Raw genomic sequence first — 15,494 nt, 5'->3', positions numbered from 1 at the left:
GTGAACGACGGATGGGTGCGTATATCAATCTCACAGAAGTCGGCATGTTTCTACTCGTAGGACTATTGTTTATCTTATTAAACCTGATTCTATTGGCAAAACGTTACACGAGAGCCCGTTTTGCCATGATCAGCATCCTTGCGGCGAGCGTGTGGCCAGCACTCATGATTGTGCTTTCCGTGGAACAACTGAGCATCATGGACCAGCTCACGTCAGGAGACCTGACGCTCGATGCCGTCATGGCGTGGGGAGTCGTCATCGCTACAGCGCTGATGACTATGATTCCGGCAGGTGTATTTCTACACCGGCTTGTGAACGTCTCTCGCTTACACTCTGAACCATAAAAGGAGCGACCCGATGCGGTCGCTCCTTTTTCATGTGGTCGATTCAGCAGGTGTTCCATCAGCCGGTTTTTGGACGCGACGTAATACTTCGAGACTGAGAGCTCGTGGCATCAATTTGGCGACCCCGACCAATAACTGATTAGAGAGTCCAGGGATGACCACACGCTTGTTATTCATCACCCCTTTGTATCCGAAGAAGGCGACGAGATGAGATGGCATTTTCGAGAATGACAATTCACTCCCGGCACGATTAAAGAAGTTCGTATCCGTCGGGCCAGGGCATAACACACTCACATGCACGCCACTACCTTTCACCTCGGCATGAATCGCTTCAGTGAATGAGAGGACATAGGCTTTCGTCGCGTAATAGACGGCCATATATGGACCAGGTTGGAAGGCAGCGACGGATGCAACGTTCAACACATATCCGTGGTCACGTTCGAGCATGCCAGGCAAATAGGCTTTCGTCAGTTCGGTCAACGTATTGACGTTCAATCGGACCTCGTCGGCTTCCGTCTCAGCATCAAGGTCGGCGAACGCGCCGGACGTGCCAAACCCGGCATTGTTAATTAAAAAGTCGACAGTGAGGCCAGCTTCGGCAATCATCGTCGTCAATCGGACTGCTGCGCCATGTTTTGCCAAATCTAGAGCAAAGACATGTACGTTGATGCGATAACGTGTCTCAAGTACTTTTTTTAGTTCATGCAATCGTGGTTCGTTCCGAGATACTAAAATACAGTCGTAGCCGTCGCGAGCGGCGAGTACGGCCAAGTCTAGACCGATGCCCATCGAGGCGCCGGTGATTAAAGCTGTCTTTGACAACATGATCCACTCCTTTGATGAAAAGTCATACATTGTTACTGAATTCTTCACGAGTTGTTAAAATCCTGCTCCGTTCGCACATTGAAACATATGCTAAAGTATAGCAAGAAAATGTGATTAGACTCACAAAGTAGGGAGTAGAACAAATATGATGATTCAGCTCGTCACTACGGCGCAAAGCGTTGATCAGGCAGAAGCGTTAATCAAAGCCGGCGCGGACCGACTATATATCGGAAATTCAAGGTTTGGGTTGAGACAAAAAGGTGACTGGACAATCGATGCTGTGAGAGAAGTCACACAACTTGCCCATCGGTATGGGAAAGAAGTGACGGTAGCCGTCAACAACCTGATGCACAATGACCACATTGAAGAGTTAAAAGATTATTTGCAAACGCTGAAAACGATAGGAGTCGATGATGTCACCGCTGGAGACCCCGGCGCCATTCGCTTGATTCGACAGGCAAAGATTCCGTATTGGTATGATGCCCAAACGCTCGTCACATCCGCCAAACAGATCCAATTTTGGGGGAAACGCGAAGCGATTGGAGCGGTCGTCGCCCGCGAAGTGACAATCGAAGAACTCGTCTTGATCCAGCAGCAAATCGGACTTCCTGTTGAAGTACAAGTATATGGTCCGACATGCATCCATCACTCTAAACGCCCACTCGTGACGAATTACTTTAACGAACTCGGAAGACCGGTTGAAGAAGCAAAACAACGCGAATTTTATATGAGCGAACCGGCAGATACGACCAGTCGTTATCCCATCTATGAGGACGAGAACGGCACCCATATTTTCTCTGAGGATTTGACGCTCATGGATCAGCTTCCGACGTTAGTCAAAAATGGACTTCACACGTGGAAGCTAGACGGATGGCACGCTGGGGACCAGTTTGTTGAAATCGTTCAGTTGTTTACTTATGCCCGGACGAATTTGTTGAACGGTCGATTTGATCGTGTAGAGATGGAACATCGTCTTCACGAGCTTCAACCGGAAACGTTCCGTCTCGGTACGGGACTGTGGTTACGAAAACCAGAAGAGATTAAGTGAGGGATCAAGATGAAACGACGTCCAGAATTATTAGCGCCAGCAGGAAACTTAGAGAAATTAAAGATGGCCATCCATTATGGTGCCGATGCGGTCTATATCGGCGGACAGCAGTTCGGGTTACGTTCACGTGCCGGTAATTTCAGTTATGACGAGATGCGTGAAGGGGTAGCCTTCGCACATGCGTACGGCGCGAAAGTATACGTCGCTGCGAACATGGTGACGCATGAAGGCGATATCGAGGGGGCAGGTGACTTCTTCCGAACACTTCGAGATATCGGAATCGATGCAGTCATCGTCTCGGATCCAGCGATGATTGAAACTTGTCTTACGGAAGCAGAAGGGTTGCCCGTCCATTTGTCGACCCAAGCTTCGGCGACAAACTACGAGACCCTTCGTTTCTGGAAGGAAGAAGGACTCGAACGAATCGTCTTGGCTCGTGAGGTATCGATGGATGAAATCATTAAAATGAAACAGGAAGTCGATGTCGAAATTGAGACGTTCGTCCATGGGGCGATGTGTATCTCGTATTCCGGTCGATGCACGTTATCAAATCACATGACATTACGAGATGCCAACCGTGGGGGATGTGCCCAATCATGCCGCTGGAAATATGGTTTCTTTGAAGAAGGTGATCTTCTAACAGAAGAGATGGAAGCGCGTGACGAAGAGCCGTTCTCGATGAGTTCAGTTGATTTATCGATGGTCCGCCACATTCCTGACTTGGTGGAGGCAGGAGTCGATAGTTTGAAGATTGAGGGACGAATGAAATCGATTCATTACGTCGCGACGGTGTGTAACGTCTATCGTCAAGTGATTGATGCGTACTGTGAAGATCCAGAGCATTTCGTCTTCGACCCTGCATGGGAAGAAGAAATTTGGAAAGCGGCCCAACGTGAACTCGCGACCGGGTTCTATTACGGGATCCCGACTGAAAAAGAGCAATTGTTCGGGAAACCTCGTTCGATTCCGCAATTTGCGTTTGCGGCTCGTGTCATCTCATACGACCCTGTGACGGGTATGGCAACGCTCGAACAGCGGAATCACTTTTCAATCGGTGAAGAGGTTGAATTTTTCGGACCCGGATTTGTTCGTTTTTCACAAGTCATTGATACGATGGAGGATGTGGACGGTCACCTCCTCGAGTCTGCTAACCAAGCGATGATGACAATTCGTGTAAAAGTGGATCGGCCGGTCGCAACCGATTACATTATGCGTAAGCGAAAAGGTGTGCGTGCTCGTTCGCTCGTTTGACACATCCACCGAGCCAACATAGTCGCCCGTTCCGTTCAATCCTGCTACCCTAAGAAGTAGAGACGGAGGGATGGAAGAATGAACCAAAATACGGAGCAATTACGGACTGAGCCCATCGGCAGACTCCTCTTCAAGTTATCGCTTCCGGCGATGATTGGGATGCTCGTGACGGCGCTCTACAATATCATTGATACGATTTTTGTCGCCCGAGGGATCGGTGCATCGGCAGTCGCTGCCATCGGGATTGCGTTTCCGATTCAGATGATTTTAATGGCCGTGTCGAGTGCCGTTGGTCTAGGTGGGGCGTCTATCAGTTCGAGGAAGCTTGGACGCGGTGACGATGCCGGTGCAGCCGTTACATTCTTGAACGTACTTGTCCTCGTCGGTCTGTTTGCGGCACTTGCGGTCAGTTCTGCTTTCTTTATGTTAGATGAAATTTTGAAAGTGTTCGGTGCGACGACCGAAATCATGGATCTCAGCCGACAGTACTTATCAGTTGTCTTGATCAGTTCACCATTCTTCATGTTCACACTCGCTTCGAGTGCGATGGTTCGTGCTGAAGGACAGGCACCTTATCAAATGAAGGTCATGCTGACGACCGTTCTCGTCAACCTCGTGACGACCCCGCTCTTCATTTTCACGTTCGACTGGGGCATGTACGGGGCAGCGACTTCGACGGCACTCGCCCAAGTCATCGGTTCCGTATTGATGCTGCGCTTCTTCTTCGCCCGAAAACCAAAAACGGAACTGCGCTTCAAGTGGCGTCAGTTCCGGATTCGATTCGATGAGATAAAAGAAATCATGGCAATCGGTTCGTCTTCGTTCATCATGATGGTGTCCCAATCCATTTTATTCGTTGGTGTCAACGTGATGCTCGGTACGTACGGCGGGACCGAAGAATTGGCCATTTTCGCCATTATCAACAAGTTCATGGCGCTCGTTGGTATGCCAATCATGGGAATCGTCCAAGGGATGCAACCAATCGTTGGATATAACTACGGTGCAGAGCGATTCGACCGAATGCGTGAAACCATTTGGACGGCGATGCGGGCCGGGATTGCGATTGCTGTCATCATTTGGTTGATTCTGCAGCTATTCCCGCAAACACTCATGGGCTGGTTCTCGACGGATGAGGCGCTCATTGCTGGCGGTGTGACGGCGATTCACATTTTGTTCGCCGTTTCCTTCCTTCCGAGTGTTCAGATGCTCGTCAATGGAATCTATCAGTCCCTCGGGAAAGCACGCGTCGCTATGTTCTTGTCCCTTTCACGTCAGACGCTCTACACGATTCCGCTCGTCTTTATTCTCCCGTCGTTCCTCGGAGTGTTCGGCGTATGGTTGGCATTCCCAATCGCTGATGCGATGACATTTTTGACGGCTGTTGCTTTGGCATTCTGGGACCGTAAATTATTGTTCCGTCCTTCAGAAGAAGATAAAGAAGCACATGATGTAAATCCAAAAGCGACAAACTTATAATCAAACGTCCGCTCGTGTCGAGCGGGCGTCTTCTTTTAGGAACAAGTATATCCCACCGAGGAGGACGACGGCTCCGATCCATTGGAACGGTCCAAGTCGCTCTCCGAAGAAGGCGTATCCAAACAGCATTCCCCACAACGCCTCTCCAAGAATCGTGATACTGACGACGGTCGCACTGACACGGGCAAGCGCATAGTTGAACAGGTTGTGCCCGAGGATTGTCGGGAAGAAAGCGAGCGCGAGGAAGTACCACCAGTTGATGGATTCAAAGGCAGTGAATGTCGTGCCGCGAACGAGCAACATGAAGCAAAGCATGACCGTCGCAACGAGATATACGCTAAAAGAATATGTATTCGTGTTCATCGAAGCTCGTACATGCTGTCCAACGAGCCAATACCCTGCAATCAATAGGGCGGCAATCAAGGCGAGTAGGTCTCCGAAGAGGGCTTCACGGCCGAGTTGAATGTCCCCCGCAGCAACGAGCATGCCCCCGAGGACAGCGACGAGCGCGAAGGCAAGTCCTTTTCGAGTCGGATTCTTTTTAAAGATGAGTGCATTCCCGATCAACACAAAAATTGGACTCGACGTGACAAATAGTGTGGAGCTGGCAACCGTCGTGTAATCGAGTGACAAAAACCAAAGCCAAAAGTGAAACGCCAGTAACGTTCCGCTAAGGAGTAGAGCGTAGCGAGTCATGAGGCGCGTGGTGATGAGTGATTTGAAATCGACAAACGGTAACAACATGAGACACGTGAACAGCATACGGTAAAATGCGGCAGTCTCGGCAGGTGCCGACGTCCATTTGACGAAGAGGACACTCGTCGATAAGAAAAAGACAGCAGCGAACAAGATGAGATAAGACATGGCGACACTCCTTCACAGTTGTACTTCTCTGTTAATAATATCGGAAAACAGCCACGAGGCAAGACACGATTCAAAAATAGCAAACAAATGCTCCCCTCTCGATGTGTCCATCTTTGACTTGATATAGTAAAATACATAGTAGAAGTTAGCTAATCATGTACGTCTTGCCATTATGTAGGAGGCAAAGTAAGGAGTTCTTATGAGACTAATCATTGCGGAAAAGCCATCACAAGCTCAAAAGTTGGCTGCTCCCTACCCATCAAAAAAGCGAAAAGACGAGATTGAAATCTCACCTTGTCCCCGTTTCCCGGAAGGGGCGATTGTTGTATGGGCGGTCGGTCACCTTTGTGAACTTCAAGAACCGTCGCACTATCGTCCGGAATGGAAGTCGTGGAAGTACGATTCACTTCCGATTGTCCCAGAACGATTTGATTATCGTATTTCAAAAGGGAAGTCGAAACCGTTCTATGCCATCAAAAAATGGCTCCATGATCGCTCGATTACTGATGTCATCATCGCATCGGATGCCGAAAGGGAAGGGGAAGCAATCGTTCGTCTGATCCTCCGACTCGCAGGTAACAAAAAACCGCTTGCTCGACTATGGATCTCGAGTTTGACGGAGCAAGCAGTCGATCGTGGATTCTCGCAACTGTTGCCAGGTGAACAGACGATTCCATACTACCATGAGGCGATGAGCCGCGCCTGTGCGGACTGGCTCGTTGGGATGAATGCGTCTCGTGCCTATACGACGTTGTTGAAGACGATTGGGATTGAAGACGTATTCTCGCTCGGTCGTGTGCAAACCCCGACTCTTGCCTTAATCGTCAATCGCGAACGAGAAATCAAACAATTCGTGCCAGAACCATACTTCGAAGTCGAGGCGACACTTGCAAAAGGTCGAGGCACGTTCAAAGCGAAGTACACGTTTGGAAAGACAACAAAGCTCAAAACGCGTGAGGAAGCTGATGCGGTCGTCAAACGCGCATCTGGAACTGCGATTGTGAAGACAATCGACAAAGAAGAAAAAATTGAGCAACCGCCATTTTGGTTCAGTCTATCCGGATTACAAGCGGAGGCAGGGAAACGCTTCGGATTCGGAGCGAAAAAGACACTTGATATCGCTCAAAAGTTATATACGAAAGGGTGGATTAGTTACCCTCGGACCGATTCGGGATTTGTCACACCAGATGAGGCAACGCTATTTCCACAGACAAAGGCAAGACTGCTAAAGTCCGAAGCCTATGCCGGACTTCGTGACCTTTTGACTGAGGACCCGTCGAAAAATCGACGCTATGTCAATGCCAAGAAAGTCAGTGACCACTACGCAATCATCCCGACGGAGGCATGTGGTGACATCACTCGACTCGGTGGGGATGATGCGAAACTGTATGATTTGATCAATCGACGCTTCCTTGCGGCCTTTGCACCCGCAGCGATGCTCGAGAAGACAACGGTTGATTTGATTGATGGAAGCGACTTGTATCGAGCAAAAGGAACCGTCGTTGTGAGTCCTGGCTATCGACAAGTCGTTGAGATGAAATCAAAAGATGTCGAGCTTCCTGCGATGATGGTCGGTGAAGAATTAAAAGAGAAGAAAGTTGAAGTGTTGTCGAAACAGACAGAGCCACCGAAGCGATATACGGAGGGCGCGCTCATTATGGCGATGAAAGTCGCCGGGAAACAACTCGATGACGAAGAGCTGATTCATATCATGAAAGAAGTAGAGGGTCTTGGGACTGAGGCTACACGTGCCAACATCATCGATGGATTGAAGAAGCGAGGCTATGTCCAACTTCAGAAAAAAGAGCTTGTTCCAACAGACAAGGGTCGCCTGTTGATTGATGTCCTCGGAGATAGTATTTTGGCATCACCCGCCATGACGGCGAAATGGGAGAAGCGACTCCATGAGATCGGTCAAGCATCGGCATCCGCTGCCGAATTCATTGAACAAGCGAAGAAGATGTCCGTTCATTTGGTCGAAGAAGCGAAATCGCGAGTAGAGGCGGCTAATCCAGAGGGCTATACGATTGAGGCGAAACGTTATGGCAAGAAAGGAACGACTCGACCGAAGGTATCATTTGGTGTCTGTCCGAATTGTGGAAAAGGGCTTGTCGAACATCCAAAGTTCATCGGGTGCAGCGGTTATCGGGAAGGATGTCGCTTCACCGTCTCCAAACAAGTGCTTGGCGTCGGACTCGTCAAAGATGAGTTGAAGCAAATGATCAATGGTGGGCAGTCGAACGTCCATACGTTCAAAAAGGGAGACAAGACATTCAATGCCTCATTGTATTTAGAAAAAGGTACACTTCGATTTGAATTCAAATAAAAAAGGGTCGCGCATTAGAGCGGCCCTTCTGTCTGGTCAGTCTTTTCTCTCTTCTTGTCATCTTCAATGCGACGATTGATTTCGTCATAGTCGAGCACGATGTCGTCTTTATTGTCTTTATAGGCGTATCCTTTTTGGATGACGACGATGGATGCGATGAGGACGAGTAAAATAATTAAACCGCTTACGGCGAATATCCAGGCCATATGAACCCCTCACTTTCTCTCTTCAGTATGCCAAACAGTGGACAGGTTCTTCAACTAGAATGAATAGACGGTTATGTCGTGTGCGAGTGAAAAGATATGGTACAATACGATATAGATTACTACGTAGAGAAGGAAGGGATAGTCATGGCGATTTTGATTGTGGATGATGAACCGGTCAATACGCTCGTACTTGAGCAACTGCTTCACCAGCACGACTATGAGACGGTATCGGTCTCGAGTGGGGAAGAAGCGCTCGATTTACTGATGGCCCCACAAGCCGCATCGCTGTATGATCTCGTCCTGTTGGATGTCGAAATGCCTGGGATTTCAGGAATCGAGACGTGCAAACGGATTCGGCAGATGGCTGACTTTGAAGAGTTGCCGGTCATCATGGTTTCCGGACGAACGGAAGAGAAGCAGATTGCCGAGGGACTCGATGCGGAGGCGTCAGATTACACGACCAAACCAATCAAAATAACAGAATTACTCGCACGAATCCGTTCTGCCCTCCGTTATAAGGCGGCTGTTGATGAACGGAAAATTTATGAGGCCCGTCTTCAGTATGATTTGGACCTTGCCCAAAAGATTCAACAGAGTGCGCTTACGCCACCAATCAGTAATGAAGAGATTGATGTTCGTGCGCTCTATCTGCCTTCTAAAAAACTAGCCGGAGACATGTACGCGTGGTTTCAGGTCGCACCGGACCGATACGGGGTCATCATCTTTGATGTCATGGGACATGGGGTCTCATCGGCGCTCATCACGATGGGAATCCGTTCAATCCTACCTGGGCTTGTCGGGAACGTGCAATATCCGGTAGACGTCATGACGGAGTTGAACCGTCAGATGACGTTCCTCTTCTCGGGTGACGATATGCACAGCTACTTCACGGCGGTCTATTGCTACATCGACACGACAAAACGTCGAATCGAATATGTGAATGCGGGTCATCCGCCTGTCATCGTGACGTCAGAAGAAGGAAACTGTCGTCTTGAGACGACAGGGGTACCAGTCGGTATGTTCGAGGAACCGAATTATGAATCCAAAGAGATTGACATCACACCGAATATGACGCTTCACATGTATACGGATGGACTCATGGAGTGTTACAGCAAAGATATCGATGATGGGATTCGATGGCTAGAAAAGGACGTTTCCACATATGGTCTGGACTATAGTCGTCACGTCGCTGAACAGCTTGTGCCGAAGATTGAAATTGAAGACGACCTGTGTCTCGTCACGGTCAAAATCACATGAAAAGAGCCTGACGCAACGTGCGTCAGGCTCTTTTTGCTAGAAATATCGCTTTCGCCAAAGGATATAGAAGGCGAGACCGGAAAATCCAATCATCATCGTGATGGCCATGATGAATCCGAACGGTTGTCCTTCCCATGGAACTTGAACGTTCATCCCAAAAATTCCAGATATCATTGTCGGGATGCTGAGGACAATCGTGATGGATGCCAAGAATTTCATGACGAAGTTAACATTGTTCGAAATGATGGATCCGAATGCTTCCATCTTGATGCTGATGATGTCGTTATAAATCGATGCCATTTCCATCGCTTGTCGGTGTTCGACAAAAACGTCTTCGAGTAGTTCTTCGTCCTCTTCATGCTTCTCCAAACTCGGTGTCTTGACGATTCGGTCCAAGACGCTATCGTTCGCTTTTAACGAAGTCATGAAGTAGACGAGAGATTTTTGAAGGTTCATCAACTGGAAAATCTCTTGGTTTCGCATGGAACGCTGCAACTCTTGCTCGAGTTCGTCCATTCTTCGGTCGATTTGACGCAAGAAGCGCAAATACGTCATGCTCACACGATGTAAAATCTGAAAGACGAAGCGACTACGATAGTTTGTTCGGAACAGTCTTGCCTTCCCGTTAGCGAACAAATTCAACACGTCGAGATCTCGCGAGCAGACGGTAATGAAATGTCGTCCGGTCACGATGATACCGAGCGGGATCGTATTATACGTGCGACCTGTATCATCTTCCTCCACATACGGAACGTCGATGATCATGAGAAGTCCTTCATCATCTTTTTCAAAACGTGGTTTCTCTTCGATATCAAGTGGGTCATATACAAAGTCTTCTGGAATGCCGGACGCCTCGATGACTTGATCGGCCTCATCTTTTGTCGGGTTCACGAGTTGGATCCAGCTTCCTTTATCAAAGTCTTCGATTTCATCCACATGGCCTGATGCGTCAGTACGGTAAATCGTCAGCATGCATCTTCCTCCTACCTTAACTCAATCTTATTATAGGTAGCCAAAATGAAGAGTGCAATCCAAAGCAGGAGTTTTTTTGTTTTCTCTCGAAAACGTGTTACAGTGAGAGGGAACGATTGGAATATCGTTTATTGAGGAGGGGTTATATTGACTAGAATGCCCGAAGACGCTCTGTTCAATGAAGAAAAACTAGCAGAGCTTCACCAAATCGCAAACGGAAACATTGAGTTCTTAAATAAAATTGCAACCACATATATCCAGCAGTTCGAGGCGAAGTATCCTGAACTTCAATCGGCAGTCGAGTCGAAAGATTATTCTCGCGTCGAGCAACTCGCCCATTTATTGAAAGGGGCCTCCTATTCAGTTGGTCTAGAACAGACGGCGCTTCTTTTCCACGACCTTGAAGTGGCTGGAGAAAATGCACATCTAGATGGAGCGACCGAAACATTGGCAACCATCGAATCGCATAGTAAGCGATTTTTAACCGAATGGAATACGCATTTTGAACAATTCACATAAAAAAGTTTGCGACGGAGAAGTCGCAAACTTTTTTATTATCCGACAAATTCATCGAGCGTCGCAATCAACATTCCGATTTCTGGTTTCGTGATTTGAGCGTTCGCACCGACGGCTTCCCCTTTATGTTTCAAGTCATCTGAAATAAGTGACGAGAAGATGATGATTGGAAGTGTTGCGTATTGGTCCATCTCACGAAGACGCTTCGTCAAATGAAGTCCATCCATCTGTGGCATCTCAATGTCGGTGATGAGGAGGTCACACTCGGCACCTTCTTGTTCAAACGCATCGAGTGCCTCTTTCCCGTTATTGAAGACAGTCGTATTGAAGTACCCCGCGTCATCCAACGTGTCGAGAATCAATGTGCGGAGCATTTCTGAATCTTCAGCTAGCCAAATGTTTTTGTTCGAGCGCTCACGAGCGCCGAGTCGCTTCACAGATTCGCGAGCCATGATGTCCTTACGTGACAACTCGAGCGCGATTCGCTCATAATCGAGCAAGATGATCATCTGGTCACCTGTTTTGACGACACCGTTTGTGATGCCTTGAACACCACGTGCGAGATCGGACGGGGTATCAATTTGTTCCCAAGAGATGCGTTTGATCTCGGTTACCTGGTCGACACGAAGAACCGACTTCTCACCGTTGAACTCACAGACAATCAAACGATCATCACTTCCGACTTCACGCGGATGGCTAATGACCATCGGAAGGTCGATAACGGTCATGACTTCACCGCGCAGCTCGATTAATCCCATGATGGCTTCAGGCGTACCTGGGAGTGGCGTCAATGGAAGCATCGTGATAATTTCACGTACTTTCATGACATTGATGCCGAACAAGAACGGTCCAGCTTGGAAAATGACGATTTCAAGTTCGTTCGTTCCTGCTTCAAGTAAAATATTATGATCAGTGCTCAATGGTAGTCCCTCCTATTTCACGTACTCTCATCTTTACTATCGGTATCCAATCGATAAATCTACAGTAAAAATAGTGTCAACTCTCATCAGAATTCACAAAAAGTTTCATAGTAACCGTTTACATCTCATAAACTGAATCGTTATAGTTGTCCAATGCAAAAAAATCTGCATACAATGGGGTTGGCAACGAGATATTACAGCTTACTCAGGAGGCAGATAGAGATGATGAGTATGAACACATATCCATATTTATTGAATGGTCAATGGCAGGAATCTTCAAGCAACGAAACGATTGAACTCGTTTCACCATATAAAGACGAAGTCGTAGGTCGCGTTCAAGCGATGTCACGCGATGAAGTCGATGAAGCCATCCATGGCGCAAAACGTGCACAACAAGAATGGGCGGCGCTTCCGGTCAACAAGCGCGCTGAATTATTGTATGCATGGGCAGAAAAACTCGAAGAACGCGTGGATGAGATTGGTCAAATCATCATGCGAGAAGTCGGGAAAAACTTGAACGACGCGAAGAAGGAAGTCGTGCGGACGGCGGAAATCATTCGTTATACGGCTGAAGAAGGAATTCGCTTCAATGGCGGCTTCATGCAAGGCGATTCATTCCCAGGTGGCTCGAAAAACAAGATGGCCATCATCAAGAAAGAAGCGCTCGGTGTCGTCCTCGCGATTTCACCGTTCAACTACCCGGTAAACTTGGCAGCTGCTAAGATTGCGCCGGCGCTCGTCACAGGAAATGCGGTCGTCTTCAAACCAGCGACGCAAGGTGCAATCAGTGGGATCAAGATGGTCGAGGCTCTTCACGATGCCGGTCTTCCAAAAGGTCTGTTGAACCTCGTGACAGGTCGCGGTTCGGTCATCGGTGACTACTTGACATCACACCCAGGGATCGACATGATCACGTTCACAGGTGGAACGGGTACGGGTCAACACTTGTCACAACAAGCGTCGATGGTACCGGTCGTACTCGAACTCGGTGGGAAAGACCCGGCCCTCGTTTTAGAGGATGCAGACTTGACGTTAGCAGCTGACCAAATTGTCAGCGGAGCGTTCTCATATTCAGGTCAACGTTGTACAGCAATCAAGCGCGTCTTCGTCCTTGAAAATCAAGCGGATGAGCTCGTCGATATGTTGAAAGAACGTGTCGCGAAACTATCAGTCGGTTCACCGGAAGAGAACAGCTTCATCGTTCCTTTAGTTGATGCGAAGACGACGGATTACGTACAGGGTTTGATTGACGACGCCGTCAATAAAAAGGCAACGGTCGTTTACGGTAATAAGCGTGAAGGAAACTTGCTTCACCCGACATTGCTTGATCATGTGACGACAGATATGCGTGTCGCATGGGAAGAACCATTCGGACCGGTCCTCCCGGTCATCCGTGTGAAATCACTCGATGAGATGATTGCACTCACGAATGAATCGGAGTTTGGTCTTCAGGCGAGCGTCTTCACACAAAACGTCAATAGCGCCTTCACGGTCGCTGATAAGTTAGAAGTCGGTACGGTCCAAGTGAACGGACGGACAGAACGCGGTCCAGACCACTTCCCATTCATTGGTGTCAAGCAATCGGGACTCGGCGTTCAAGGAATCGGACGTAGCCTTGAGACGATGACACGTGATAAAGTGACGGTCATCAACCTATAATATGAATCATTCATGAGGGAGAGACATCTCCCTCTTTTTTGTTTGATTGAAAACGCATCTTTCAGACGGGTATAATGGAGAAAGACAGGAAGAAGGGGTGGTGATGACGTGGCGGACTGGATTTCTAGCCAACTGGCAAGACTCGATATCCCGACACCGTTCGAAGTCGGGAACGTGAACGTATATATCGTTGAACATATGAACCGCTTCTTTATGGTCGATTGTGGACCAGACACAGAAGAGGCGTGGACCTCGTTGAACCGTCAACTTGAAGAGCTTGAACTCTCGTTGGCGGATATCGACTTTTTATTTTTGACACATCATCATGCTGATCATGCCGGACAAGCATGGCGTCTTCGCGACGCATCCATCCCCGTGTACGGGCATGAAAAGCTCGTTCGATACTTAGAGCAAACCCCAAACTTTTTGAAGCGTGGCAATCACTTTTTACATGAATTGGCCGTCTCTTTCGGGGCCCCGGCTCCACTCGTGGAAAAATTACCAGACTATCGCGAAGCACTTCGCTGGATTGGTCCGACGACTGTCACGATGACGTTTGGGGACGGGCAAGCATTGACCTCGGATGGGGCGTGGCAGACAATCCATTTACCTGGACACGCCAGTGACCAGCTCGGGTTGATTGGTCCCGGAGGAGTCTTGATTGCCGGAGATCACCTCATCGACAAGGTCGAACCAAATCCGCTCATCGAACAGCCGTATGATGACGAAGGATTTGCATCACCCGTCATTCTCTATATCGATTCGCTTAAAAAATTACGTGGGATTGATTTAAAGCTCGTCGTCAGTGGACACGGTGAACCGATTCACCATCCGAATGATTTAATCGAGAGTCGGATTCGCCAACGGTATGAGCGCAGTGAACAATTGCTTGTCGAATGGGAAGATGGACTTAGCGTTTTTGATTGGTCAATGAAGTTATATGGTCGAAAGATGCGACGTGGGATGCCGCTCGTCTTCAGTGAAGTGTTTGCACGACTCAGTTTACTCGAGGAACGTGGCGACATCGAGAGACGTCGAGATGATCAAAAATGGATTTATACGAAGAAAGAAGTGATGTCGTGAAACGAGTAGTCATTACTGGTGCGTCAAGCGGGCTCGGTGCCGCATTGGCGCATTCTTTTTATGAACATGGATACAACGTATTGTTGATTGGAAGAAATGAAGAACGGTTAAAAAAGATTGCCGCAACATGTGAAGGGGATTGGATGTGCGCGGATGTCGCAAAGTCAACCGCTCTCGTTCATGATGTGAGCGAACGGTTCGGGAAATTTGACGTATGGGTCAACAATGCAGGCATGGCCGAATTTGATTTTGTGACCGATCAGTCGACGGATGTGATAGAAGAAACGATGCGTGTGAACGCTGTCGCACCGATGCTGTTATCTCGAGATGTCGCCCGCGTGATGGAGCGAGAGGGTATCATCGTCAACATCTGTTCACAGGCGGCGAAAGTACCGACACCTAAGTCAGCCGTCTACGCAGGGTCAAAGGCGGCACTTTTACAGTTTTCGAACGCGCTCAGGCTAGAGTTGAAGCCCCGTGGCATTCACGTTATGACGGTCAATCCAGGACCGATTGCAACGCCGTTCTTTAATCGAGCTGATAAAAGTGGTACATATGCTGAAAGTGTTCAAAGGATCATGCTTGACCCGAAACGATTGGCTGATGCGATTGTCAGAGGAAGTCGTAAGCGAAAACGTGAAATCAATTCGCCGTGGTGGATGAACGTAGGGGCGAATGTGTATGCAATCTGTCCAACCATGTTCGAAATGCTCGCAAAACGGGGATTTGAGAAAAAGTAAAAAGGGG

Annotated in this window: 15 protein-coding genes; 10 read left to right on the top strand and 5 right to left on the bottom strand. The window is 48.4% G+C overall.

Annotated features, from left to right (window positions below):
* Positions 1-11 precede the first annotated feature (11 nt).
* Positions 12-344 (top strand): hypothetical protein, encoded by a 333-nt coding sequence (locus F3H97_RS05890; RefSeq protein WP_196430840.1) that lies wholly within the window; start codon positions 12-14, stop codon positions 342-344.
* Positions 345-374: 30 nt separating this feature from the next.
* On the opposite strand, the gene F3H97_RS05885 is transcribed toward F3H97_RS05890, so the two are convergent.
* Positions 375-1,169: an SDR family NAD(P)-dependent oxidoreductase gene (locus F3H97_RS05885; RefSeq protein ID WP_159562440.1), complete on the bottom strand. Its 795-nt coding sequence runs from the start codon at positions 1,167-1,169 to the stop codon at positions 375-377.
* A gap of 151 nt (positions 1,170-1,320) precedes the next feature.
* Here F3H97_RS05885 and F3H97_RS05880 point away from each other — a divergent pair, with 151 nt between their 5' ends.
* The 3 genes from F3H97_RS05880 to F3H97_RS05870 all read left to right on the top strand — a co-directional run bounded on the left by F3H97_RS05880 (position 1,321) and on the right by F3H97_RS05870 (position 4,944).
* Entirely contained in the window at positions 1,321-2,217 is an 897-nt protein-coding gene (locus F3H97_RS05880; protein ID WP_370568606.1) for a peptidase U32 family protein, read from the top strand.
* A gap of 9 nt (positions 2,218-2,226) precedes the next feature.
* Positions 2,227-3,468: a peptidase U32 family protein gene (locus F3H97_RS05875; RefSeq protein WP_196430838.1), complete on the top strand. Its 1,242-nt coding sequence runs from the start codon at positions 2,227-2,229 to the stop codon at positions 3,466-3,468.
* A 78-nt stretch (positions 3,469-3,546) separates the two neighbouring features.
* Positions 3,547-4,944 (top strand): MATE family efflux transporter, encoded by a 1,398-nt coding sequence (locus tag F3H97_RS05870; protein WP_159562437.1) that lies wholly within the window; start codon positions 3,547-3,549, stop codon positions 4,942-4,944.
* On the opposite strand, the gene F3H97_RS05865 is transcribed toward F3H97_RS05870, so the two are convergent.
* A complete protein-coding gene (locus F3H97_RS05865) occupies positions 4,945-5,808 on the bottom strand; it encodes a DMT family transporter (RefSeq protein WP_196430837.1) in 864 nt (287 codons plus the stop codon). It lies immediately after the preceding gene.
* A 199-nt stretch (positions 5,809-6,007) separates the two neighbouring features.
* Here F3H97_RS05865 and F3H97_RS05860 point away from each other — a divergent pair, with 199 nt between their 5' ends.
* The gene (locus F3H97_RS05860) at positions 6,008-8,134 is read left to right on the top strand and encodes a DNA topoisomerase III (RefSeq protein WP_196430836.1); all 2,127 of its coding nucleotides are present in this window, start codon (positions 6,008-6,010) and stop codon (positions 8,132-8,134) included.
* 14 nt (positions 8,135-8,148) lie between these two features.
* On the opposite strand, the gene ytzI is transcribed toward F3H97_RS05860, so the two are convergent.
* Positions 8,149-8,340 (bottom strand): YtzI protein, encoded by a 192-nt coding sequence (ytzI, locus tag F3H97_RS05855; protein ID WP_074036770.1) that lies wholly within the window; start codon positions 8,338-8,340, stop codon positions 8,149-8,151.
* 144 nt (positions 8,341-8,484) lie between these two features.
* Between ytzI and F3H97_RS05850 the strand changes: the two genes are divergently transcribed.
* Entirely contained in the window at positions 8,485-9,597 is a 1,113-nt protein-coding gene (locus tag F3H97_RS05850) for a PP2C family protein-serine/threonine phosphatase (protein ID WP_074036772.1), read from the top strand.
* A 36-nt stretch (positions 9,598-9,633) separates the two neighbouring features.
* On the opposite strand, the gene F3H97_RS05845 is transcribed toward F3H97_RS05850, so the two are convergent.
* Entirely contained in the window at positions 9,634-10,569 is a 936-nt protein-coding gene (locus F3H97_RS05845; protein WP_012726524.1) for a magnesium transporter CorA family protein, read from the bottom strand.
* 156 nt (positions 10,570-10,725) lie between these two features.
* Here F3H97_RS05845 and F3H97_RS05840 point away from each other — a divergent pair, with 156 nt between their 5' ends.
* The gene (locus F3H97_RS05840) at positions 10,726-11,088 is read left to right on the top strand and encodes an Hpt domain-containing protein (protein WP_230872919.1); all 363 of its coding nucleotides are present in this window, start codon (positions 10,726-10,728) and stop codon (positions 11,086-11,088) included.
* Positions 11,089-11,123: 35 nt separating this feature from the next.
* On the opposite strand, the gene F3H97_RS05835 is transcribed toward F3H97_RS05840, so the two are convergent.
* On the bottom strand, positions 11,124-12,005 hold the full coding sequence (locus tag F3H97_RS05835) for a chemotaxis protein CheV (protein ID WP_074036778.1): 882 nt from the start codon (positions 12,003-12,005) through the stop codon (positions 11,124-11,126).
* A gap of 222 nt (positions 12,006-12,227) precedes the next feature.
* On the opposite strand from F3H97_RS05835, the gene F3H97_RS05830 reads away from it, so the two are divergent.
* From F3H97_RS05830 to F3H97_RS05820, 3 genes are all read left to right on the top strand, one after another.
* Entirely contained in the window at positions 12,228-13,664 is a 1,437-nt protein-coding gene (locus F3H97_RS05830) for an NADP-dependent glyceraldehyde-3-phosphate dehydrogenase (RefSeq protein WP_196430835.1), read from the top strand.
* Positions 13,665-13,772: 108 nt separating this feature from the next.
* Positions 13,773-14,747 carry an MBL fold metallo-hydrolase gene (locus tag F3H97_RS05825; RefSeq protein ID WP_159562431.1) on the top strand — a complete coding sequence of 325 codons (975 nt, stop codon included), beginning with the start codon at positions 13,773-13,775 and terminating at the stop codon, positions 14,745-14,747.
* Positions 14,744-15,487, top strand: a complete 744-nt coding sequence (locus tag F3H97_RS05820) for an SDR family NAD(P)-dependent oxidoreductase (protein ID WP_159562430.1) — start codon at positions 14,744-14,746, stop codon at positions 15,485-15,487. Before F3H97_RS05825 ends, F3H97_RS05820 begins: the two co-directional genes overlap by 4 nt.
* Positions 15,488-15,494: the final 7 nt, after the last annotated feature.

This window comes from Exiguobacterium sp. SRB7LM (assembly GCF_015712685.1).
GTDB classification, from domain to species: Bacteria; Bacillota; Bacilli; order Exiguobacteriales; family Exiguobacteriaceae; genus Exiguobacterium; species Exiguobacterium profundum.
This window is presented reverse-complemented; position numbering and strand designations above follow the sequence as displayed.

Coding starts and splice junctions, on each gene's coding strand:
- F3H97_RS05870 (WP_159562437.1), top strand. CDS start 3,547: ATGAACCAAAATACGGAGCAATTACGGACTGAGCCCATCGGCAGACTC.
- ytzI (WP_074036770.1), bottom strand. CDS start 8,340: ATGGCCTGGATATTCGCCGTAAGCGGTTTAATTATTTTACTCGTCCTC.
- F3H97_RS05875 (WP_196430838.1), top strand. CDS start 2,227: ATGAAACGACGTCCAGAATTATTAGCGCCAGCAGGAAACTTAGAGAAA.
- F3H97_RS05865 (WP_196430837.1), bottom strand. CDS start 5,808: ATGTCTTATCTCATCTTGTTCGCTGCTGTCTTTTTCTTATCGACGAGT.
- F3H97_RS05830 (WP_196430835.1), top strand. CDS start 12,228: ATGATGAGTATGAACACATATCCATATTTATTGAATGGTCAATGGCAG.
- F3H97_RS05845 (WP_012726524.1), bottom strand. CDS start 10,569: ATGCTGACGATTTACCGTACTGACGCATCAGGCCATGTGGATGAAATC.
- F3H97_RS05840 (WP_230872919.1), top strand. CDS start 10,726: ATGCCCGAAGACGCTCTGTTCAATGAAGAAAAACTAGCAGAGCTTCAC.
- F3H97_RS05885 (WP_159562440.1), bottom strand. CDS start 1,169: ATGTTGTCAAAGACAGCTTTAATCACCGGCGCCTCGATGGGCATCGGT.
- F3H97_RS05850 (WP_074036772.1), top strand. CDS start 8,485: ATGGCGATTTTGATTGTGGATGATGAACCGGTCAATACGCTCGTACTT.
- F3H97_RS05890 (WP_196430840.1), top strand. CDS start 12: ATGGGTGCGTATATCAATCTCACAGAAGTCGGCATGTTTCTACTCGTA.
- F3H97_RS05860 (WP_196430836.1), top strand. CDS start 6,008: ATGAGACTAATCATTGCGGAAAAGCCATCACAAGCTCAAAAGTTGGCT.